Origin of the sequence: Bradyrhizobium sp. 215_C5_N1_1 (assembly GCF_052075935.1) — a bacterium.
Taxonomy (GTDB): domain Bacteria; phylum Pseudomonadota; class Alphaproteobacteria; order Rhizobiales; family Xanthobacteraceae; genus Bradyrhizobium; species Bradyrhizobium barranii.
In genome coordinates this window covers 5,653,458-5,673,915 of sequence record NZ_CP197228.1, presented here as the reverse complement: position 1 = coordinate 5,673,915, position 20,458 = coordinate 5,653,458, and the positions used below count along the sequence as shown (strand labels likewise).

Annotated in this window: 20 protein-coding genes; 7 read left to right on the top strand and 13 right to left on the bottom strand. The window is 63.7% G+C overall.

What is annotated here, in order from left to right; genetic code table 11:
* Positions 1-2: 2 nt before the first annotated feature.
* Entirely contained in the window at positions 3-917 is a 915-nt protein-coding gene (locus AB7G19_RS27560) for a LysR family transcriptional regulator (protein WP_441268411.1), read from the bottom strand.
* 89 nt (positions 918-1,006) lie between these two features.
* On the opposite strand from AB7G19_RS27560, the gene AB7G19_RS27555 reads away from it, so the two are divergent.
* Positions 1,007-1,930 (top strand): hypothetical protein, encoded by a 924-nt coding sequence (locus tag AB7G19_RS27555; RefSeq protein ID WP_441268410.1) that lies wholly within the window; start codon positions 1,007-1,009, stop codon positions 1,928-1,930.
* Complete coding sequence (locus tag AB7G19_RS27550; protein WP_441268409.1) at positions 1,927-2,940, top strand: DUF2891 domain-containing protein; 1,014 nt, start codon at positions 1,927-1,929, stop codon at positions 2,938-2,940. Before AB7G19_RS27555 ends, AB7G19_RS27550 begins: the two co-directional genes overlap by 4 nt.
* Positions 2,941-2,983: 43 nt before the next feature.
* Here the strand turns inward: AB7G19_RS27550 and AB7G19_RS27545 are convergent, their stop codons facing one another.
* The 10 genes from AB7G19_RS27545 to AB7G19_RS27500 form a co-directional block, all read right to left on the bottom strand.
* The gene (locus AB7G19_RS27545; RefSeq protein ID WP_441268408.1) at positions 2,984-4,672 is read right to left on the bottom strand and encodes an ABC transporter ATP-binding protein; all 1,689 of its coding nucleotides are present in this window, start codon (positions 4,670-4,672) and stop codon (positions 2,984-2,986) included.
* Positions 4,651-5,499, bottom strand: coding sequence for an ABC transporter permease (locus tag AB7G19_RS27540; RefSeq protein ID WP_441268407.1), 849 nt, complete (start codon positions 5,497-5,499; stop codon positions 4,651-4,653). Before AB7G19_RS27540 ends, AB7G19_RS27545 begins: the two co-directional genes overlap by 22 nt.
* On the bottom strand, positions 5,496-6,506 hold the full coding sequence (locus AB7G19_RS27535) for an ABC transporter permease (RefSeq protein WP_439034493.1): 1,011 nt from the start codon (positions 6,504-6,506) through the stop codon (positions 5,496-5,498). The genes AB7G19_RS27540 and AB7G19_RS27535 overlap by 4 nt, the downstream gene beginning before the upstream one ends.
* Positions 6,507-6,544: 38 nt before the next feature.
* Positions 6,545-8,197: an ABC transporter substrate-binding protein gene (locus AB7G19_RS27530; RefSeq protein WP_439034494.1), complete on the bottom strand. Its 1,653-nt coding sequence runs from the start codon at positions 8,195-8,197 to the stop codon at positions 6,545-6,547.
* A gap of 601 nt (positions 8,198-8,798) precedes the next feature.
* Positions 8,799-9,311, bottom strand: coding sequence for an Lrp/AsnC family transcriptional regulator (locus tag AB7G19_RS27525; protein WP_441268406.1), 513 nt, complete (start codon positions 9,309-9,311; stop codon positions 8,799-8,801).
* Positions 9,312-9,356: 45 nt separating this feature from the next.
* On the bottom strand, positions 9,357-9,509 hold the full coding sequence (locus AB7G19_RS27520; RefSeq protein WP_439034496.1) for a hypothetical protein: 153 nt from the start codon (positions 9,507-9,509) through the stop codon (positions 9,357-9,359).
* A gap of 213 nt (positions 9,510-9,722) precedes the next feature.
* Positions 9,723-10,049 (bottom strand): hypothetical protein, encoded by a 327-nt coding sequence (locus tag AB7G19_RS27515; protein WP_439034497.1) that lies wholly within the window; start codon positions 10,047-10,049, stop codon positions 9,723-9,725.
* Positions 10,050-10,058: 9 nt separating this feature from the next.
* Positions 10,059-10,874, bottom strand: a complete 816-nt coding sequence (locus AB7G19_RS27510) for a MetQ/NlpA family ABC transporter substrate-binding protein (protein WP_439034498.1) — start codon at positions 10,872-10,874, stop codon at positions 10,059-10,061.
* Between the two features lie 45 nt (positions 10,875-10,919).
* A complete protein-coding gene (locus tag AB7G19_RS27505) occupies positions 10,920-12,263 on the bottom strand; it encodes an LLM class flavin-dependent oxidoreductase (protein WP_441268405.1) in 1,344 nt (447 codons plus the stop codon).
* A 33-nt stretch (positions 12,264-12,296) separates the two neighbouring features.
* Positions 12,297-13,133: a class I SAM-dependent methyltransferase gene (locus tag AB7G19_RS27500; protein WP_439034500.1), complete on the bottom strand. Its 837-nt coding sequence runs from the start codon at positions 13,131-13,133 to the stop codon at positions 12,297-12,299.
* 373 nt (positions 13,134-13,506) lie between these two features.
* Between AB7G19_RS27500 and AB7G19_RS27495 the strand changes: the two genes are divergently transcribed.
* The 5 genes from AB7G19_RS27495 to AB7G19_RS27475 all read left to right on the top strand — a co-directional run bounded on the left by AB7G19_RS27495 (position 13,507) and on the right by AB7G19_RS27475 (position 18,951).
* Complete coding sequence (locus tag AB7G19_RS27495) at positions 13,507-14,946, top strand: FAD-dependent oxidoreductase (RefSeq protein ID WP_439034501.1); 1,440 nt, start codon at positions 13,507-13,509, stop codon at positions 14,944-14,946.
* A gap of 296 nt (positions 14,947-15,242) precedes the next feature.
* Entirely contained in the window at positions 15,243-16,157 is a 915-nt protein-coding gene (locus tag AB7G19_RS27490) for a TauD/TfdA dioxygenase family protein (protein ID WP_441268404.1), read from the top strand.
* A 22-nt stretch (positions 16,158-16,179) separates the two neighbouring features.
* Positions 16,180-17,238 carry an ABC transporter substrate-binding protein gene (locus tag AB7G19_RS27485; protein WP_439034503.1) on the top strand — a complete coding sequence of 353 codons (1,059 nt, stop codon included), beginning with the start codon at positions 16,180-16,182 and terminating at the stop codon, positions 17,236-17,238.
* Positions 17,235-18,092 (top strand): ABC transporter ATP-binding protein, encoded by an 858-nt coding sequence (locus AB7G19_RS27480; RefSeq protein WP_439034504.1) that lies wholly within the window; start codon positions 17,235-17,237, stop codon positions 18,090-18,092. The genes AB7G19_RS27485 and AB7G19_RS27480 overlap by 4 nt, the downstream gene beginning before the upstream one ends.
* Positions 18,085-18,951, top strand: coding sequence for an ABC transporter permease (locus AB7G19_RS27475; RefSeq protein ID WP_063984176.1), 867 nt, complete (start codon positions 18,085-18,087; stop codon positions 18,949-18,951). The genes AB7G19_RS27480 and AB7G19_RS27475 overlap by 8 nt, the downstream gene beginning before the upstream one ends.
* Here the strand turns inward: AB7G19_RS27475 and epsC are convergent.
* Positions 18,948-19,865, bottom strand: a complete 918-nt coding sequence (epsC, locus tag AB7G19_RS27470) for a serine O-acetyltransferase EpsC (protein ID WP_166352076.1) — start codon at positions 19,863-19,865, stop codon at positions 18,948-18,950. The two genes, AB7G19_RS27475 and epsC, sit on opposite strands and share 4 nt — an antisense overlap.
* Complete coding sequence (locus tag AB7G19_RS27465) at positions 19,855-20,427, bottom strand: flavin reductase family protein (RefSeq protein WP_085404163.1); 573 nt, start codon at positions 20,425-20,427, stop codon at positions 19,855-19,857. Before AB7G19_RS27465 ends, epsC begins: the two co-directional genes overlap by 11 nt.
* Between the last annotated feature and the right edge of the window lie 31 nt (positions 20,428-20,458).

Below are 20,458 nucleotides of genomic sequence, written 5' to 3'. Positions count from 1 at the left end.
CGCTACAGCGTCCCGCAGACGCGATTGACCAGCTCGATGAACCAGCGCAGCGCCGGATTGGCCATGGCGCGGCGCGTGTGGAGAAGGTCGATGGTGAATGGTTCCACATCGTAGGGAATCGGAACGACAGACACGCCGGCGGCTGTCGCGAAGCGGCGCGCGACGCGCTCGGCCATGGTTGCCACGAGATCGGTGCCTGCGACGGCAAACGGCACCGCGACGACATGGGCGAGCGTGATCGCGGTCCGGCGCTTGCGTCCGTGCCGGCTCAGCATCGTGTCGATTGCGCCGGGAAGCCCGTCGCCGCCGGCGGAGGAGAACAGCACATGCGGAAGCCGCGTGTAATCGTCCTTGGTGAGACGGGCTTTCAGTTTGGCGCGCTTGGCGTCGAGAATGCAGACGAAACTCTCCGTGAAAAGCGTGGATCGGATGATGCGCGGGGAAGCGGGAAGATGGCCACCTATCAGCGCGTCGACATCGCCGTGTTCCAGGCTCGCGACACTCGCGGCCGGATCAATGATGGGGCGCACCACGAGATCGATACCAGGTGCCTCCCGCCGCAACGCCTCGACCAGTCGCGGCACCACGACGAGGTCGCCATAGTCGGTCGCCGCAATAGACAGGCGATGGCGGGCTGTTGCCGGATTGAAGGCTGATGTGGGTTCGAGCACGCCCCTGATCTGCCCCAGAGCGTCGCTGATCGGTCGCGCCAGCGCCAGCGCCTTGGCCGTCGGCTGCATGCCGGAGGCCGAGCGCACGAAGAGCTCATCGCCAAACAGCGCACGCAGCCGCGTCAGCGTGCTGCTCATGGACGGTTGCGCCAGGCCGATGCGCTGGCCGGCGCGGGTCACATGGCGTTCCTCCATCAGCGCCTCGAAGGCGACCAGGAGGTTGAGGTCGACGGAAGCCAAATTCATTTGAACGATGATAGATATAGTAACAATCGATTTCAAGAATGATGCGGAGTGTGGTCTCCTGGCGGAGACGACATGATTGGGCGCGGCGTATGCGGTCTTCACTCCTGCACTTCATCCCGCGCGGACCGACCTTGCTGGCACTTGGCGTCCTGCTCGGATTGGCCTTTCCGGCTCTTGCGGACCTCGCTCGCCCCCTGATGCCAACCACGATCTTCCTGATCGTGCTGGGAACGCTGTTGCGGATCGACAGTCAGGCCGTCGTCGCAACGCTGCGACGGCCGTCGCTTTCCGTGCTCTTGCCGGCCGTCGTCATGGTGGCCTGTCCGCTCGTGATCGGTGTTGCCGGTCACGCCTTGAACCTTGGTCCGGAGATCGCGCTTGCGGCGGTGCTCGCCGTCTCGGCGCCGCCATCGAGCGGAACGGCAGCAGTGGCACGCATGCTCGGGCTCGACGGTGCGGTGCCGCTCGTGGTGACGGTGTTGTCCATGGTGCTGGCTCCGGTCACCGTGCCGCTTCTTGCAGGCTGGTTCGGCGGACTCGAGATCAGCGCGCTCGAGCTCGCGCTTCGCTTGGCGCTGTTGATCGGCGGCGCCGAAGGGGTGGCTTTCCTGGTCCGCCGGCATGCAGCCCCGGTGCTGGCGGCCCATGGCGGGATGGTCGACGGGATCATCGTCGCGGCGCTTCTCGTCTTTGCGGCGGCGACGATGGCTGACATTCGCGCGCAGATCGCGGCGGATGTGCAGGCCGCCATGCTCTGCCTCGGGCTCGCCTTCGCTTGCAATATCGCCCTTCAAGCAGCTGGTGCCGTGCTGCTGCCGGGCAATTTGAGCCAGCGGCTGACCGTCGGGCTCATCCTCGGCAACCGTAATGTCGGCCTGGTCTGGTCGGCGCTGGGTGCTGCCGCCTCGCCACGCATGGCACTATACTTCGCCGCGACGCAATTTCCGATCTACCTCCTGCCGCGCCTGATCGAGACATTGATCGGCCGGAACACTGGAAAGGCCAAGCCGTGACCACGCCCCGTCTTACCCGCGAACATGCCTCGCATTTTGCCAACATCGCGCTCGGCCATGTCGGGCGCGAATATCCCAATAACGTTGATCACGCGCTGGCTGAACCTGCGGATGCCCGCACGCCGAGCCAGCTGCATCCGATCTTCTATGGCAGCTATGACTGGCATTCCTGCGTCCACAGCTATTGGATGCTGGCGCGACTGCTGCGCAGGTTTCCCGACTTTGCGGCAGCCTCCGACATCCGCGCCCTCTTCGATACGCAATTCGTGCCCGAGAAGGTCGCCGCCGAACGTGCTTACTTCGCCCGCCCGACTGCCCGCGGCTTCAAGCGGCCGTATGGCTGGGCCTGGCTCCTGAAGCTCGCGACTGAACTGGCGCTCCATCCTGACGATCGCTGGAGCCGCAATCTCGCGCCGCTGGCCGAAATCATCGCGCAACGCTTTCGCGACTTCCTGCCGTTGGCGTTCTATCCCGTACGCGTCGGCACCCATTTCAATACGGCGTTTGGCCTGCGGATGGCGGCAGACTACGCCGGCATCAAAAAGGATGAAGCGCTCGCCAGGTTGCTGCACGAGACTGGCCAGCGCTGGTATGGTGAAGACAGCGACTGCCCCGCCTGGGGTGAGCCGAGCGGCGACGATTTCCAGTCCTCGGCTCTTATCGAGGCCGAATGCATGCGGCGGCTGTTGCCTCCGGACGCGTTCCTGCCCTGGTTTGATCGCTTTCTGCCGCGGCTGGTCGAACGACGGCCGGCAACGCTGTTCAAGCCTGCGACGGTCACCGATCGCACCGACGGCAAGATCGCTCATCTCGACGGGCTCAATCTCAGCCGCGCCTGGTGCTGGCGCTCTCTCGGCGACGCCTTGCCGGCAGGCGACCCCCGCCGCGTCGTTGCTCATGAAGCGGCGCGCGAGCATCTGGCCGCAGGCCTCCCCCATATCGCCGGTCACTACATGGGAGAGCACTGGCTCGCGAGCTTTGCCGTGCTCGCACTGGATGATGAGAACTGAGCGGGCAGGGGCCTTTCGCGGCTTATTCAATCCGCGGTCATGATCAACCGAAGGCGCGCGTGCGCATGTGCGCGATATCGTCGCCACCCGACGGGATCGACGCCAGCAGCGACCTCGTATAGGGCTGCTGAGGGTTGTCGAAGATGTCGGCGACGGCCCCGTGTTCGACGATACGTCCGCGATGCATCACCGAGACGGTGTGGGCGAGCTGACGCACCAGCGCCAGGTCATGAGACACGAACACGTAGGTCAGGCCCAGAGTAGCCTGTAGCGAGAGCAGGACTTCGACGATGCCGGCCTGGACGCTGACGTCGAGCGCGGAGGTGGGCTCGTCGAGCACGATCACGTCGGGCTTGAGGACCAGCGACCGGGCGATGGCCACGCGCTGGCGCTGGCCACCTGACAGGGCTCCGGGCTTGCGGGAGAGCAGGTGCTCGCCAAGTCCGACATCGGCCAACGCTTCGCGGACGCGCTCATCCCGTTCCTTTCGCGTTCCGATCTTGAATCGATCGAGCGGCTCGCGCACGAGCCGCTCAATCGTCCAGGTCGGATCGAGCGAGGTGAACGGGTTCTGGTAGACCAACTGAAGGTGGCGCCACACCGTCCGCAGTGCCTCGGGCGAGCGGCCGGTGATTTGTTCGCCTGCGACGGAGATGCTCCCGGTGTCGGGTCCCTCCAGTCCAAGCAGCAGCCGGACCGTCGTGGTCTTTCCCGAGCCCGATTCGCCGACCAGCGCGTGCGTGGTGCCAGCAGGGACGCTGAACGACAAATCGTCGACGGCCGTCAGCGCCTTGCCGTCGACTGTGAAGGTCTTCGTGACGGCGCTGACCTCGATCTTCGGTGCCTGGCCGGTCTCGCGGGAACGGAAGCCCGTGTCGCGCAGTGCGGCGTAACGGTCGGGGTTGAGGGCCGGGACATCCGCGCGCAGCTTCTTTGCGTAGGCCGACGCCGGCGAGGAGAAGACGGAAGCGGTCCGGCCAGCCTCCTGGATGACGCCGTCCTTGAGCACCACGAGCGCGTCCGCTCGCTCGGCGGCGATTGCAAGGTCGTGCGTGATGAGCAGCAGACTGATCTTGAGATCGTGCTGCAGCCGCGTGAGCAGGTCGAGGATCCGCTTCTGGATCGTGACGTCGAGCGCGGAGGTCGGCTCGTCCGCGACCAGCAGTGCCGGCCGTGGCAGGATCGCAAGGCCGATCAGCACGCGCTGGAGCATGCCGCCGGACAGCTGGTGCGGGTAGGAGTCGTAGACACGCAGGGGGTTGTCGAGCCCAACCTGGGCGAACGTCTCCAGGATGAGCTGCTTGCGGATCGTCTTGTCGGGCTCGTCGAGCAGCGCAGCCGCCTCCTGCGCCTGGGCACCGATTGTCCGTACCGGGTTGAGTGAGTTGGCAGGGTCCTGCGGGACGAACCCGATGGCTCGTCCCCGCAACGGCCGGAAGCCGCGCTCGGAAATCCCCAGCACCTCCTGGCCGTCGAACGCGACGCGGCCGGTGGCGTGCCCGCCGCTGGGGAGCAGCCGCAGCACTGCGCGGGCGATCGTCGACTTGCCGGAGCCGGACTCCCCGATGAGGGCGAGGCTCTCGCCGCGGCCGAGTTCAAAGCTCACGTTGGTCACGACCTCGTGCGGGCCATAGGAGACCGACAGGCCGTCGACCCGGAGCTGCGGAATCGACCGCAGCGGCGTCGGCGCGACGCGGGTGAACGTGGCGGTCAGTCTGTCTTGCGGAGCCATCGGCTGATCCTGTTTGCGGAGAGGACGGTCGCGATCGTGACGAAGGCGGGGGCGTACACCAGCCACGGCCATTTGAGGTAGTCCTTGCCGATCGAGATCAGCAGGCCCCAGTCGGAGGCGGGAGGCGGATCGCCGTAGCCGAGGAAAGCAAGGCTGGCGATCACCAGGATCGACAGGCCGAACTGCAGCACCGCGAGCGGGAGCACCGAGCGCGATGCATTCGGCAGCACGTGCCGCAACAGAATGTGCCAGCGCGAGCCGCCCATCAGGAACGATGCCTCGACGAAAACGGCCTGCCGGGTCTTGATCACTTCCGAGCGCATCACCCGCGCGAACACGGCGACCGCCGAGACGCCGGTCGCAACCGCAGCGTTCGTGGTGTCGAAACCGATCGCGGTCACGACGATGACCGCCAGCAGGAAGTTCGGGATCGCCAGCAGCACATCCACCAGGCGGGCGAGCACGATGTCCATCCAGCCGCCGAGGAAGCCGGCCAGGAGGCCGATGAGCCCGCCGGCAACCGCGGCGATGACGACCGCGATGAGCGCGCTCGTCACCGAGGAGGCCGTGCCATAGACGACCCGGGTATAGAGGTCGCGACCGAGGTGATCGGTGCCGAACCAATGCGCTGCGCTGGGGCCGAGCAGCTTGTCAGCGGGGACGCCGCTGGCGGGATCATGACTCGTGAACAAGCTCGGCGCGAGCGACCAGGCGATTACGATCGCGATGACGGCGAATGCGAGCGCGACGGTCGGCGGCACCCGAAGGGCTGTCAGCCGGCTGATCGCCGTGATGCGTGGCGAGGAGGAAACGGAGACGAGTGTCATGATGTCACCGCCGGGGACATGCCAGCGGGGCCTTCGTCAGCGGTAGTCGGGCGGACCTTGGGACCGCCGATCAGCTTCACGCGCGGGTCCAGCAGCGGGTAGACGAGGTCGGCGATCAGGTTGACGAGCACAAACACCACTGCCGCAAGCGAGACGACCGCTTGCAGGACAGGCAGGTCCTGCGTGCTCACCGAACGCTGCACCAGGCTGCCGATGCCGGTGCGTCCGAACACCGTCTCGGTGATCAGCGAACCGCCGAGCAGCTCACCGATGGCGAGTGCGATGACGGTGATGACCGGGAGCGAAGACGGCTTGAGCAGGTGCTTGGCAAAGAGGTGCATCTGCCCGAGCCCACGGCTGCGCGCAACGGCGGCGTATTCCTGTTCGGACTCGTTGTCGAGGTTCGCGATCAGCACCTCGGTGATCCGTGCGGAGATGGGGATGCCGAGCGCGACCGCGGCGAAGAAGGTCGCCCAGAAGCTGTCCGGCGCGATTACGCGAAAGAACCCGAGCTGGAAGCCGAAGATGTGGATCAGCACCAGGCCGATCACGAAGTTCGGCACCGACAGGAACAACGATGGGAAGCCACGCAGCAAGCCCTGGCCAAACCGTTTCGGAAGGAACTGGGTGCCGTAGGCGATCGTAGCCGCCAGCAGCAGCGCGATGGCGAAAGCTGCGGATGCGAGGATCAGTGTCGAAGGGAGAACCTCGGCGATCAGGGTTGTCACAGGCCGGTTGGATCGCATCGACAGGCCGAGGTCGCCGGTCACGAAGTTGGACAAGGACGCCCAGAGCTGGATCGGAATTGGCCGGTCCAGGCCTTGGGCGGCGATGATCTCCTTGATCTGATCCTCGCTGAATCCATTCTGCGGGTCGCGCAGCACGTTGGTGATGGGGTCACCAGGCAAAATACTGACGACGACGAAGGTGAAGACGTAAGCCAGCAGGATGACGACGACGGCTTGGGCGAAGCGCTTCGCGGCATAGGACAGGTAGGCGCTTCTCATGCCGGTCGCCTCCTCACGCTGCTTGTTTGCACTGCGGATTACTCGCCGATCGTTGCCGTGTAATAGCTGGCGTAGGCGATGCCGTTGTAGACCTCCCCCTTGAGCTTCGGGGACTGCACGTAGATCCGCTGGACGATCTGCGTGCGCGGGATGAAATAGCCCTGCTGGAGAACGTAGGTCTGCAACTCGTCGAGCAGCGGATTGCGAATGTCGAGAGAGGCCGCGCCGGCGATCTTGTCGCGCAGTTCATTGAGCTTCTTGTCGCTGTCGCCGAGGTTGAACCAGTTCTCTCCGTTGTTGGCGTCGGTGAGGATGCTGGCCACCGTGCCGGCGTCGATGAAGCTGCGCGTCACCTCGTAGGCAGGCACGGCCGGCCCGCCGAACCGGACCTTCTCGCCGAACGTCACGACGTCGTAGGCGCGAATGGTGACCTTCCAGCCGAGCTTGCCGAGTTGCTGGGCGATGAGTTCGTCGATCGACTTTGCCGTCGCAAGATAGGGGTTGGAGTGGAGCGTCAGCGACAGCTGCTTGCCGTCCTTGGTCCGGATGCCGCCAGCACCCTTGATCCAGCCGGCTTCGTCGAGAAGCTTCTCCGCCTTGCCGGGGTTGTAGGCCAGGAGCTCGCTATGGTCGGTTGCACCCGGTACGTTGCTCTGGATGAAGGACGTCGCCAGCTTCCAGTCAGGCGTATAGACGGTGTCGATGATCTCCTTCCGGTTGATGCCGGCCTGAAGAGCCTGGCGCACTTTCAAGTCATTGTATGGCTCCAGCTTGGTGTTGATCGCGAGGCCGTTGACGAAACCGAGATAGCGCGGGGTCGCGACCGTGAAGCCCGCTTCCTTGAGCGATTTCAGTTCCTGCGGTGAGGGGCTGTAGGCGACATCGGCCTGTCCCGACTGGACAGCGGCGACCCGCAGCGACGGCTCGGTCACGAGTTTGTAGGTGATCGAGTTGAGGTAGGCCGGACCGGTGTGACCGACGGCTGCCGGCCCCCAATTGTAGTTCTTGCGCTTGACCAGCTTGACGAAGTCGCCCTCTTTCCAGGAAGCGACCACATACGGGCCGCTGCCGGATGTCTTGGCCAGATCAGCCTGCTGCGCGGCGGGCTGCGCGATCGTCTTCGGGGAGATGAGGATCGAGCCGTGATAGCCGAGCGTCGGGATAAACCCGAGCGTCGGCGCCTTGAAGACAACCTTCACGGTGGCTGCATCGACCGCCTCGGCGTGGTCGTAAGTCTTCGGGAAGAGGCCAATCGGATTGATCCCCTCGTTCCGCCGGCCTGCGTACCAGATGTCGAGATTGGCGACCACGGCTGACGCGTCGAGCGGTGTTCCGTCGGAGAAGGTCACACCCTTCTTGAGGCGCAGGGTGAACTGTGTGGCCTCGCCGTTCTGCTCCCAGCTTTCGGCGATCCAGGGGCTGACCTTGCCGTCGGCATCGACATAGACGAGCTTGTCGGTCACGTGGCCCCAGATGTGGCCCTGGAAGCTGGAGATTGCGCTGTTGTTCGGAATCCAGGTGCTGCCGAGCGAGTCGATGAGGAAGGTGATGTCGCCGCCGCTCGGTGGAGCGCCGGCAGTTCGCGCCGGAGAGAGGCCCGCCGTTGCCGTCACGGTCGCTGCTGCAATCACGGAGGCCGCAGCGAGGAGGCGGCGCCGGGAGAGCGAAAACATTGGGAAACGTGCGGTCATGAAGAGCCCCTGATGATTGATGCGCGATCAGGTCACCGTTTCGCGAAAGCGTTACGGCACGATCAGCGTTTCCTCGTAGGAGAAGCGAAACAAAGGGACCTGGCCATTCCAAATTTCACTCGGGACAGACAACAAAAGCGTCGGGGCGGGGCAGTGGACGCGATGGTCATTTTGTTTTCATTGCGAACGCGCCCGATCTAGGTTTGCCCGTGACCGAACAGCGCAACGATTGCCGCTTCATTCGCGCGTCAACCCGAGTTCGGCGGCGCGACGGTCCTCTCAGGCGCATTATGTCGCGTGGCGCATCACCAAATTGAAAAGACATTCTGCAGAAAGCCGAGCGCTGGTGTGCACCGGGAGATCAAGAAAAATCCCATCAAGGCCACTGTGAGCAGACATTGAAAAGTGGACTAAGCGCTCTTCCAGCAGGCCGCGCGATGTCTGAGAGCAGCGGGATATGTGGCGTGGCGACAGGCGATGGCAACTGTCCGTTGGTAGGTTCACCAAAAAACTCTAGTCCAAGGGGGTAGCGTCAGTCGGGATGCTTTGGTGCGCTATCGGCAAACTCGTCGCGTGACATAGGCTCGCGGTTCGTCAGCATTTATTCCACCGTCACAGCCGCTGGAATCGGCAGCGCCGTGATCGACTTGATCTTCTCCATCGCGAAGCGCGAGGTGACGTTCTTGAGCGGGACGGCGTGGATCAGCTTCTTGTAGAACACGTCGTAGCTCGGCATGTCCGGAATGACGACGCGCAGCATGTAGTCGACGTCGCCGGCCATCCGGTAGAATTCCATCACCTCGGGCATTGCGCTGACTGCTGAGGCGAAACGCTTCAGCCAGACGTCGGAGTGATCCGCGCTCTCCACCGAGACGAACACCGAAAGGCCGAGGCCAATCTTGTTTTGGTCCACCAGCGCAACGCGCTTGACGATGACACCGTCGGCTTCGAGCCGCTGAATGCGCTTCCAGCAGGGCGTGGACGACAGGCCGACCCGGTCGCCGATTTCGGCCACGGAGAGCGAAGCATCCTCCTGAAGCACCGTCAGGATCTTGCGGTCGATGGCGTCGAGGCGGCGGCCAGTCTCGGCGAGCTGCAACGCAGCGTCGGTCATGTCATAGACCTCAGTGTGATGAAAAGTTGGACGCGTTGCCGGGCGTCAGCCGTGGGGCCCGAACAGGAAGATCTCGTAGAGATCGTCCTGCGTGTTGTCCGAGCCGCCTGTCCGTAGCCGCAGCGAGCGCCGGAACCATCCACGTGCCTGTTCGATCAAACGAGCGAAGCCTGAATGCAGCGAGATGACGTAGCGCATGTTCACTCCGGACGACGGTGTAGGACGAGAACCCGGAAAAGCTATCACGGCAGGGGTTGAATTGAACATTGCTACACACTCGTCGGAATCAGTTTGGTTGAATCATGCTGGCGTCGTCGCGAGCGCGGCTGGAAAATTCCACGATGCTCGGCTGAGATGGATGATTTTGATGTCCACCGCCGCGCCGAAAGCATGGAAGGCATAGTCTTGCCGCTAGTCGGCCGTCAGTAGCGCAAGCACTTCAGCCTGCCGGAGTCGCGGCAGGGAACCGAGGTTCGATGGCCTGCGACAGGACTCCGATGCGGGATAGAGCATGGGCATACCCATGCCCCCCGACACGAGATACGGCAAAGCGTGGTTTGCTCGTCCGTTCAAATGAGCTCCTGTCATGATGCCCAGTGCGAACAGGAAGGTGATCAGCAAGACCAGCGGGAGGACGAAAGCCTCCTGGAAACGAAGCTTGTCGGTCATCGCCCGCGCGTCGATCGCGCGCTCGGCGGCGGAGCGGCGGCTGGCCCATTCAAGCGTGAAATCGAACATGCGATCCCCTCACTTCATGTAGTCGGGCAAAGTGAAGCCGTCATAGAACCGGTCGGCCCGGATTGCCGTCTTGAACGTCGGCGACTTGTAACCGGCGACGATGTCCTGGGCCCATTCGGCATTGGCGTTAGCCTTCTTCACCGCGAGCACGTTGATGTAGGGCGTGGTCATCTTCTCCAGCGCAAAGGCACTGGTCAGCTTCAGCCCGCTGAAGATCGCGAAATTGCCCTGTACGGCGGCGAAATCGACGTCGTCGAGCGCCCGTGGCGCCTGTGCGGCCTCGAGCGGCACGATCTTGATGCCGCCGGGATTTTTGATGACATCGAGCTCGGTGACGTCGACCGACTTGCTATCACGGATCTCGATCAGGCCGAGGTCACGCAGCACCCACAGCGCGCGCTGCAGATTGACCGGATCGTTCGGCACGGCGACGCTCGAGCCCGGCTTGATCGGCGTGCCCAGCGGATGCTTCTTCGAATAGAGGCCCATCGGCGGGGTGGGGACGTGGACGATGCCGACGAGATCAGTCTTCTGCCGCTCGTTGTAGGAATCGAGAAAGATCGTGTGTTGCATCACATTGGCGTCGATCTCGGATTTGAATACCGCATTGTTGGCTTCAAGGCCTGTCGAGAACTCGACATAGCGGATCTTGTAGCCCTTCTTCTTCAGCTCGGGCTCGACGCCGATCTTGAACTCGTCGATATACGGTCCCGGCACGAAGCCGACCCGGAGCTCCGGCTTCGCGGGCTGCTGTGCCAAGGCGTCTTCGGCGGCGAAAGGGGAAAGAGCCAAAAGGCCGGAGAGGAGAAACAACGCTGTCTTCATGTCTTCTTACTGGTCTTGAGTTGGGATGTCAGTGCGGAAGCGGTGTCAGGCGATCGCCTTGACCGCGTTGGAGTAGATGCTGGCGGGACGCGCCAGGCCGTAATGCTCGCGCAGGGTCGTACCGGTGTAGTCCTCACGGAACAGGCCGCGCTTGCGCAGGATCGGGACGACCTGCTCGGCGAAGACGTCGAAGCCGCCGGGCAGCCAGGGCGGCATCACGTTGAATCCGTCCGCCGCACCGCCCTCGAACCAGGTCTGGATGTTGTCGGCGATCTTTTCCGGTGTGCCCGCAATCACCCAGTGGCCGCGCGCGCCGGCGAGGCGCTGCACCAGCTGCCGGATCGTCGGTTTCTCACGATCGACGATGTCGACCACCAGCTTGAAGCGGCTGGCAACGCCGCGCGCGCTCGCGGTGTCGATGAGATGGCGCGGGACGGGGCCGTCGAGATCATATCCGGTGAGATCGACGCCGATCATTTGGCGCAGCTGGGTCAGGGAATATTCCGGTTGGATCAGCGCGTTGAATTCTTCTTGGAGCCGGTCCGCCTCGGACTGCGTGCTGCCGATGAAAGGGCTAATGCCCGGCAGGATCTTGATCTCATCCGGACCGCGGTCGAAGGCGCGGGCCTGGCGCTTGATGTCGGTATAGAACGCCTTCGCCGAGTCCACGGTTTGATGCGCGGTAAAGATCGCCTCCGCAAAGTGGGCGGCGAAGGCACGGCCGTCGTCGGAGGCGCCGGCCTGGACATAGACCGGCCGGCCTTGCGGCACGCGCGAAATGTTGAGCGGGCCGCGCACGCGAAAGTGTTGGCCGACATGGTCGAGCGTGTGGATCTTGTTGGTATCGGCAAAAATGCCCGAGATGGGGTCGTTGACGAGCGCGTCATCCTCCCAGCTGTCCCAGAGCCGCGAGATCACGTCGAGATATTCGCGGGCGCGCTCGTAGCGTTCGTGATGCGGGGGGTGTTCGGGCAGGCCAAAGTTCTGCGCTGCTTGTGGCGCACTGGTCGTCACGATATTCCAGCCGGCGCGACCCTGGCTCAGATGGTCGAGCGAGGCGAACAGGCGCGCGAGGTTGTAAGGCTCGGTATAAGTGGTCGACGCGGTTGCGATGAGGCCGATGCGTTTCGTCACTGCGGCAATCGCAGCCAGCCAGGTGATCGGCTCGAAGCGAAAGCGCTGGGCATAGCGAACGTTGTCGGCGAGGGCCGGACCGTCGGCAAAGAAGATGGCGTCGAATTTACTGGCCTCGGCCCGCTGCGCCAGCTCCTGGTAAAAGGTGATGTCGAGGATGCGTTCCGCCGACGATCCCTTGTAGCGCCACGCGGCTTCGTGGTGGCCGCCGGGATAGATGAAGAGATTGAGAACAAGCTGCCGTTGATTGCCCATGGTTCGAATGTCCAGATGCGATTGCCGGAGAAATTAGGAGGCGGATGGAGCCGTTCGCGACCTCGGCTTTCGCGCGAAGGCGAAACGCAGATATCGCTCCAGGCGCAGGCCCTCCGGGGTACGCCTCGCCTCGACTAGCGCTGCAAAGGCCGCGTCGATCGCTGCCCGCTCCGCCGGCGAAAAGCTGCCAAGGAAGTTGCCGAAAGCGCTGGCCTCGGACCATCCCAGCACCGACGTCACGTCGCCGTGCAGATCGACGAGCGAGCGCAGGTCGCTTCGGTAATCGACGAACCCGACCTCGGCGAACAGGGCTCTGAGCTCGTCGTCGCTTGCTCCGAGCACGCGATGCGGCTCGCTGCTTCTCTCGCCGAAGCCGGCCTGTTCGATCGCCTGGCGGAGCAGGGTTCGCGACTCGTGAGGTTTGGTCGGATCCTGAACGTTCAGCCCGATCCGGCCGCCCGGCCTGAGGACGCGTTCGATCTCGCGCAGCGCCTGCCGCTTGTCCGCGATCCAGTGGAAGACGCTGTTGAGGTAGACGGCGTCGAATTCCGCGGGTCCAAAGCGCGAAAGGTCCTCGGCACGGCCGACATCGAAGGTCAGCGTCCCCGAGGCGCGCAGACGCGCGATGGTGACCCGGTTCTCCAACGGGTCGATGCCGATCACGCGCCCGGTCGGGCCGACAAGTCCCGCGACGAATTCGGTCAGGCGGCCGGTGCCGGCGCCGATATCGAGCACGCGATCCCCGGACTTCAAAGCCAGCGGCCCGATGAGGAATTTACCATGGTGAAACTGGAGGACGCCAGCCTGCTCGTAGGTCCGTGCAAGCTCGGGCGTGTCCCGTTCAAGGCTGATGACGCCGGCGGTCGACATCGTGCTTTCCAAAATCTCCAACGAGCCGTCGAGACGGCTTGATCGAGACGAACTCTATGTTGTCGGGGTGAGAAAAGTCGATGAAATGGATTTGCGTTGTTCGGTGCGATGCGAGCATGAATCTAGCGGCGGGAGCGCATTCAGTAGATAACGTCGCGAACCGATCGTCTCAACTGAAAGTCGATCTGGCGAGCGAATGGCCGGTCGTGTCTTCTGGCTCGCGCCGCTGTCGGCGCAAATCTTTCAACGCCGCGTGACCTCGCGGTCTGTTCGTTGTTCGGGCCGCAAAACAAAACCGATTCCATTTCATTGACTGAGTGTCGTTGGCTTCTACGATTTGGTCGCATCTGATGCAGACAAATCCGGGTGCAACATGTTTCAGTCTGATGTCAATGACGCGGCTCGCGAAACCCTGCGTCTGATTGGTCCAGATCCGCAGAACTGGGTTCCGGATCGTCATGGGGGCGACCACAACGTCGCCATCATCGGGGGCGGGCAATCCGGAAGCGCTTTCGCCTTTGCATTGCGCCGTGCCGGCATCGGCAGTGTCACGGTGATCGATGCATCACATGATGCGGCGTCGTCCGGTCCATGGCTGAGCAGCGCGCGCATGCACAAGCTGCGCACGCCGAAGGGGCTGCCCGGACCGGAGCTTGGTCTGCCGGGGCTGAGTTTTCAGGCTTGGTATGAAGCCCGCCATGGCGCGGTCGCATATGAAGCGATCGATCGTATTGCTCGCGTGGATTGGGCCGCCTACCTCGACTGGTATCGCAACACGCTCGGCATCGAGGTGCGCTATCGTACCAAGCTTGTTCGTATCGAACCGGCGCAGGACCACCTGCGGCTTCATCTCGATATTGCGGGCGAAGCGAAGACGGAAACGGCCCGCAAGATCATCCTTGCCAGCGGTTTCCCAAGCAACGGCGGTCCGTCCGTCCCCGACGTGCTCTCCCGCAATCTGTCAAAGGAGCTTTACGCGCATACGTTGGAGGCGATCGATTTCGACAGGCTCCGCGACAAGTCGGTCGCGGTGCTGGGCAGTGCGGCCTCCGCGTTCGATGCCGCGGCAGTTGCGCTCGAAGCAGGGGCGAGGGAGGTGCATCTCTTTGCACGCCGCGGCAGGGTGGCCTCGGAGCCGGTGATCAGGACGCGTGGATATCCGGGCGCATACGACAATTACGGGGCGCTCCCGGACGCGGTGCGCTGGCATCAGGCCATTCGCTTCCGTCGCGCGGGATCGACGCCGCCGCCCGATGCAATCGCGCGTGCGGTCAAGTTCCCCAACTTCCACCTTCATCTGGCAGCGTCGTGGACGTCAGCCAAGCCGTTCGGACGGCGGCTGCTCGCGACCACGCCGCAGGGCGATATCGCATTCGATTTCGTCATCGCCGGTACGGGCTACCAGGTCGATCTGGCGAAGCGGCCTGAGCTCGCCGCCTTCTCCGACGAGATCCTGCTATGGCGCGACCGCTATTCTCCGGCCGCGGACGAGCAGGACGAGGCCCTGGGCGCACACCCTTATCTCGGTGCGGGCCATGAATTCCTGGAGAAGGGGCCCGGCCGCGCGCCTTACTTGCGGAACATCCACGTGTTCAACCCCGCGGCATTCGTCAGCTTCGGCCTGCCGATTGGGGACGTGCCGAGCTTCAAGCGCGATATTCCGGGCGTCGTGGCGCGGATCAGCAGGGATCTGTTCCTTGACGACCTTCCGGCGCACGAGGCGCGGATCAACGGGCCGATCGCCGACGACTTCGAGCCGGCCCTTTACGCGTCGGCCGTCTGGCGGTCGCCGAATATCGTCGCGGCAGAATAGAGCAGAGTGCAAGTAGCAACTGGACACGCCATGATCGTGGATGCGTCTGTTTCTTAACGGCCTCGAACTTTGGAAGCTATTTCCGAAGTCCTTGAGTTAGCATCCTGTGACTGAACAAGGGGCTGCATCGATGCAGCCCCTGGGGAAGATCCCGCCAGACGCGATTGTCGCCAGAGCAGACGGCGGTCTCGCAAGAGGATCGATCGCAACATCACTGCCTTTCACTCCGCCATCGCAGCAGCGATCGGCGAACGGCGGAGCCTTGTCAAATGGATCGCGGTCTCGGGGAAGATGACATGACAGACGGAATCACCATCGACAACGTCATTCCGCGTTCGGATATCGTCAAGCGATCGGCCCGTATCGGCGCCGAAATCAGGAACATCAAGCTTTCGGGCGATCTTCCGGATCGGACGATTGCGGCGATCAACCAGGTGCTGCTCGAGCACAAAGTCATCTTCTTCCGTGACCAGAATCATCTCGACGATGCCGAGCAGGAGCGTTTTGCCCATCGGCTCGGAAAGCTGGTGCCACATCCCACGGTCGGCGCTACCAAGGGAACGGCCTCGATCCTCGAACTTGACTCCGCGCGCGGAGGCGGGCGCGCCGACCAGTGGCACACCGACGTCACATTCGTCGACGCTTATCCGAAGATCTCAGTCTTGCGCGGCGTCGTGATCCCCGAGTTCGGCGGCGACACGATCTGGTCGAACACGGCGGCGTCCTATCTGGATCTGCCGGCTCCGCTGCGCAAGCTCGCTGACGAGCTGTGGGCGGTGCACAGCAATGCCTACGACTATGCAGTCAAGACCCGTGCGAGCGAGGCTGACCGGAAGCAATTCGAGGAGGTCTTCACGGCGACCGTCTACGAGACCGAGCATCCCGTCGTTCGCGTCCATCCCGAAACCGGGGAACGGACGCTGGTGCTCGGCAATTTCGTCCAGCGCTTTGTCGGCCTTTCGAAATACGACAGCCAGAAACTGTTCGACCTGTTCCAGTCGCACATCACCGCACCCGAGAACACCGTGCGCTGGAGCTGGCGGCAAGGTGACGTGGTGATCTGGGACAATCGCGCGACCCAGCACTACGCGGTCAACGATTACGGCGACCAGCACCGCGTGGTCCGGCGTGCCACCATCGATGGCGAGGTGCCGGTCAGCATCGAGGGCCGCAGCAGCGTGACCCGCGTCAAGGCGGCGAAGGCCGCCTGAAGCGAGCAATGGAGTGAACACAATGAAGATCGCTATCTCTGCGTTGCGTCGTCTGGTTGCCGGCCTGCGGGCAAGAGGGCGGCAACTCGGTCTGGCCGGCCTCGGCCTGGCGGCTCTCGCCAGCAGTGCCATGGCCGAGGCGCAGCTCGAAAAGACCGAGATTCGTTACCAGGGCTGGGCCGGGCAGGTGACGTTCATCGAACTGGCCGACGATCTCGGCTATCTCGCGCCGCTCAAGCTCAAATGGGTCGGCAACACCATCAGCGGTCCGCAGGACATCCAGACCGTCGTCACCGGCGACATCGATATCGGCGGCGCGTTCTATGGCGCGATCATCAAGCTGATCGCAGCCAGGGCGCCGATCAAGGCTGTTGTCGGCTATTACGGCTCGGACGACAACACCTACAACGGCTACTACGTGAAGGAGGACAGTCCGATCAAGACCGCGCGCGACCTGATCGGCAAGAAGGTCGCGGTGAACACGCTGGGGGCGCATCTCGAATTCGTGCTGCGCGAGTATCTGGCCCGCAATGGCCTGACGCCGGCGGAGGCGAAGCAAGTGACGCTGGTTGCAATCCCGCCGGTCACCGGTGAGCAGGCGCTGCGGCAGGGGCAGGTCGAGGTCAGCACGCTGAACGGCGTGCTGCGCGACAAGGCGCTGGAGCGCGGCGGCATCCGCAGGCTGTTCGCGGACTCGGACATCTTCGGAAACTTCACCGGCGGGTCCTATGTGCTGCGGGACAAGTTCATCAAGGACAACCCCAACTCCTCTCGCAAGCTGATCGAGGGCGTGTCCCGTGCCATCGCCTGGGCGCAGACGACGCCGCCCGAGGAGGTCCGCGCCCGCTTCGAACGCATCATTGCCGATCGCAAGCGCAACGAGGACGCAACACCCATCAAATACTGGAAGAGCACGGGTGTCGCGACCAGGGGCGGGGTGATCGGCGATGCTGAGCTCCAGGTGTGGATCGACTGGCTGGTCAAGGACGGTCTGTTGAAGCAGGACCAGCTCAAGCCATCGGACATCTATACCAACGAGTTCAACCATTTCCGCCCCGGCAAGACCGCGGAGGCCAAATGACCATGGCCAAGATCCGCTTCGAGCACGCCCGCAAGGAGTTCCTGGTCCGCGGCAAGGATGGCGGGCCGGCGCAGAGCTTCACCGCGCTCGATGATGTCACGCTGGATGTTCGTGCCGGCGAATTCCTGGCGCTGGTCGGGCCGAGCGGCTGCGGCAAGTCGACCTTGCTGGATCTGCTCGGCGGACTGACGGCGCCGAGCAGCGGACGCGTCCTGCTCGATGGCAAGGTCATCGAGGGCCCGGCGCGCGACCGCGGTATCGTGTTCCAGCAATATGCGCTGTTTCCCTGGCGCACAGCCGCGCAGAACGCTGAGTTCGGGCTCGACATCGCGGGTCTCAAAGCCAGGGAGCGGCGCGAGCGGGCCCTGCATTATCTCGATCTGGTCGGACTGTCCGGCTTTGCCGACCGCTATCCGCACGAACTTTCCGGCGGCATGAAGCAACGCGTCGCGATCGCGCGAAGCCTTGCCTACGATCCGGAGGTGCTGCTGATGGACGAGCCCTTTGCCGCGCTCGACGCACAGACGCGTGAGACGCTGCAAGGCGAGCTGCTGCGGATCTGGCGCAGGACCGGGAAAACCATCCTGTTCATCACGCACGGCATCGACGAGGCCGTCGTGCTCGGCCAGCGCGTGGCCGTGATGACCTCGCGCCCCGGCCGGATCAAGCAGATTGTCGATATTCCCGCCGAGCTGCACAGCGAGACCGAGGACGTCCGCTCGCTGCCCGAGTTCGGGCAGGTCAGGCACGAGGTGTGGTCCTTGCTGCGCGACGAAGTGTTGAAGGCGCAGGGCTCCCAGGTGCCCGCGCCGGACGGCGAGCGCGCAGGAAAGAAGGAGTTGGCTCATGTCTAATCTGGAGATCCTGACGCTGCTGGAACTCGCCGAGGGGAGTCCGAAGGATCGGGTCAGACCACGCGCCGGCGCGGTTGCCGCCGCGACGGGCAGCCTGGTGCGATGGTTCGGCACCATCGGGCAACGATCCCTGCTGCTGCTGGTGTTCCTGGCTGTCTGGGAGACGACGCCGCGCCTCGGGTTGATCGACGTGACGTTCCTGCCGCCGTTCTCCGAGGTGATCGCAGCGGGCTGGCAGCTCGCGCAGAGCGGTGAACTCTATGACGACGTCGGTGCAAGCCTGCTGCGAGCCCTGAGCGGCTTCCTGATCGCCATTGTCCTGTTCGTGCCGTTGGGTGTGCTGACGGGATGGTACGCCCGGCTCGGCGACTTCCTGAACCAGATCATCGAGATCGCGCGCAACACGGCGCCACTTGCGCTGCTCCCTGTTTTCATCCTGCTGCTCGGCATTGGTGAGCTCTCGAAGGTCACCATGGTGGTTTATAGCTGCGCTTGGCCGTTACTTCTCAATACGATCGCAGCCGTGCGCCAGGTCGATCCGCTGCTGGTCAAGTCAGCGCGGACGATGGGCGCGACACCGAGCCAGTTGTTCCGGAAGGTGATCCTGCCGGCATCATTGCCGACGATCTTCGTCGGCATCCGTCTGGCGAGCGCATCCGCGATGCTGGTCCTGGTGGCGTCAGAAATGGTCGGCGCGAAATCGGGGCTCGGCTATCTCATCATCAACAGCCAATACAGCTTCCTGATCCCCCAGATGTATTTTGGCATCCTGGGCATTACCGTGATCGGCCTCGTCTTCAACGCGATCCTCGAGACGCTGGAACGCCGCCTGATGCGCTGGAAGGCGCCGGCCGCCTAACCCTGCTTGTTGCGGGCGGTGGCCTGCGTCACGATGCTGTTCGGCGGCACGTCCTGGGTGACCCAGACGTTGCCGCCGATCGTCGCGCCTCGGCCGATCGTGATCCGCCCGAGGATGGTTGCGCCGGCATAAATCACGACGTCGTCCTCGACGATCGGATGCCGTGCATCGCCCTTGATCAGATGGCCATCGTCGTCGGTTGGAAAGTGGCGCGCGCCGAGCGTCACGGCCTGATAGATCCGGACATTGTCGCCGATGATTGCGGTCTCCCCGATGACCACACCGGTCCCGTGATCAATGAAGAAGCCGGATCCGATGCTGGCGCCGGGGTGAATGTCGATCCCGGTTCTCGTATGAGCGATCTCCGCGACAAGTCGGGCGATCAAGCGCGCATTGAGCCCATCAAGGATATGTGCCAGCCGGTGATGGATGATCGCCGTCATGCCCGGATATCCGATCAGGATCTCCGGAAAGTTCCTGGCTGCGGGATCGCCGACGAAGGCGGCTCTCAGATCGGAGATCAGGAGTCCACGCACCACCGGCAGGCGCTCGCCGAACTGCCGCGTCAGCTCGACCGCGTCCTCGCGCCGGTAGCCCGGGATCAGCTCGTCACCGACGAATCGTGCGCCGCGGTGGATCTGGTCGCAAAGGCCGTCGAGGGCGATGCTCAGGCGATTGCCGACGAAATAGTCGATATTCTCGCCGTCGAGGTCGAACTGACCGTAATGCCTCGGAAACAGCGCCTCGGTGAGGCCATCCAGAATGGCCTGAAGCGCCTCGCGCGAGGGAGCGCGTCGCGCCTCTCCGTCGCGCCTTATGCTGTGTGTTTCTTCGCGCGAGAGGCGAAGCTCGGCGACAATCCTGTCAAGCTGCCAGCGCCCGCCGCTGGGCGATTCCGGCGGGTTATCTGACATGGGCCAACGGAATACTGATCTCGGCGAGGAGGTCGAGGTCGAAGTCATGGGTGATCCTGATGTACTGGCCGTTCCAGTACACCAGGCCCGACAGTTCGCGGGACAGCTCGAAGCTCAACAGGCTGCCGATGATGATGCCATGCGAGTGCCGCTCGATGATTTCCTCGACCTTGCATTCGATGGTTGCGAGAGTGTCGCCAAGCAGCGGCACGCCGGCCGCCCCCGCGGACCATCTGATCCCGTCGAAGCGCTCGTGGCCCTTCAAGCTTCCGTCGCTGAAGCGCCCGGCGAGGGCCTGCTGATCCGATCCCAGAATGTTGACGCCGAATACGCCGTAGCGCGCGATTCGAGCAAAGGACGAGGCCTGCCGGTTGACGCTGACTAGTAGCCGGGGCGGACTGGCGCTGAGCGATGTCAGGGACGTCACCGTCATGCCGGTGATGTCCTCGTCGCGACCGGCCGTGATGATGGTGACGCCGCCGGCCAGGCGCCGCATCACGGCTCGAAACTGATGCTCGACCTCGTCATCGCCGCTGACAAGATGAATGTCGGACTTTCCCATCTGTCGCTCCTCGCATCGGACGCCGTGGATC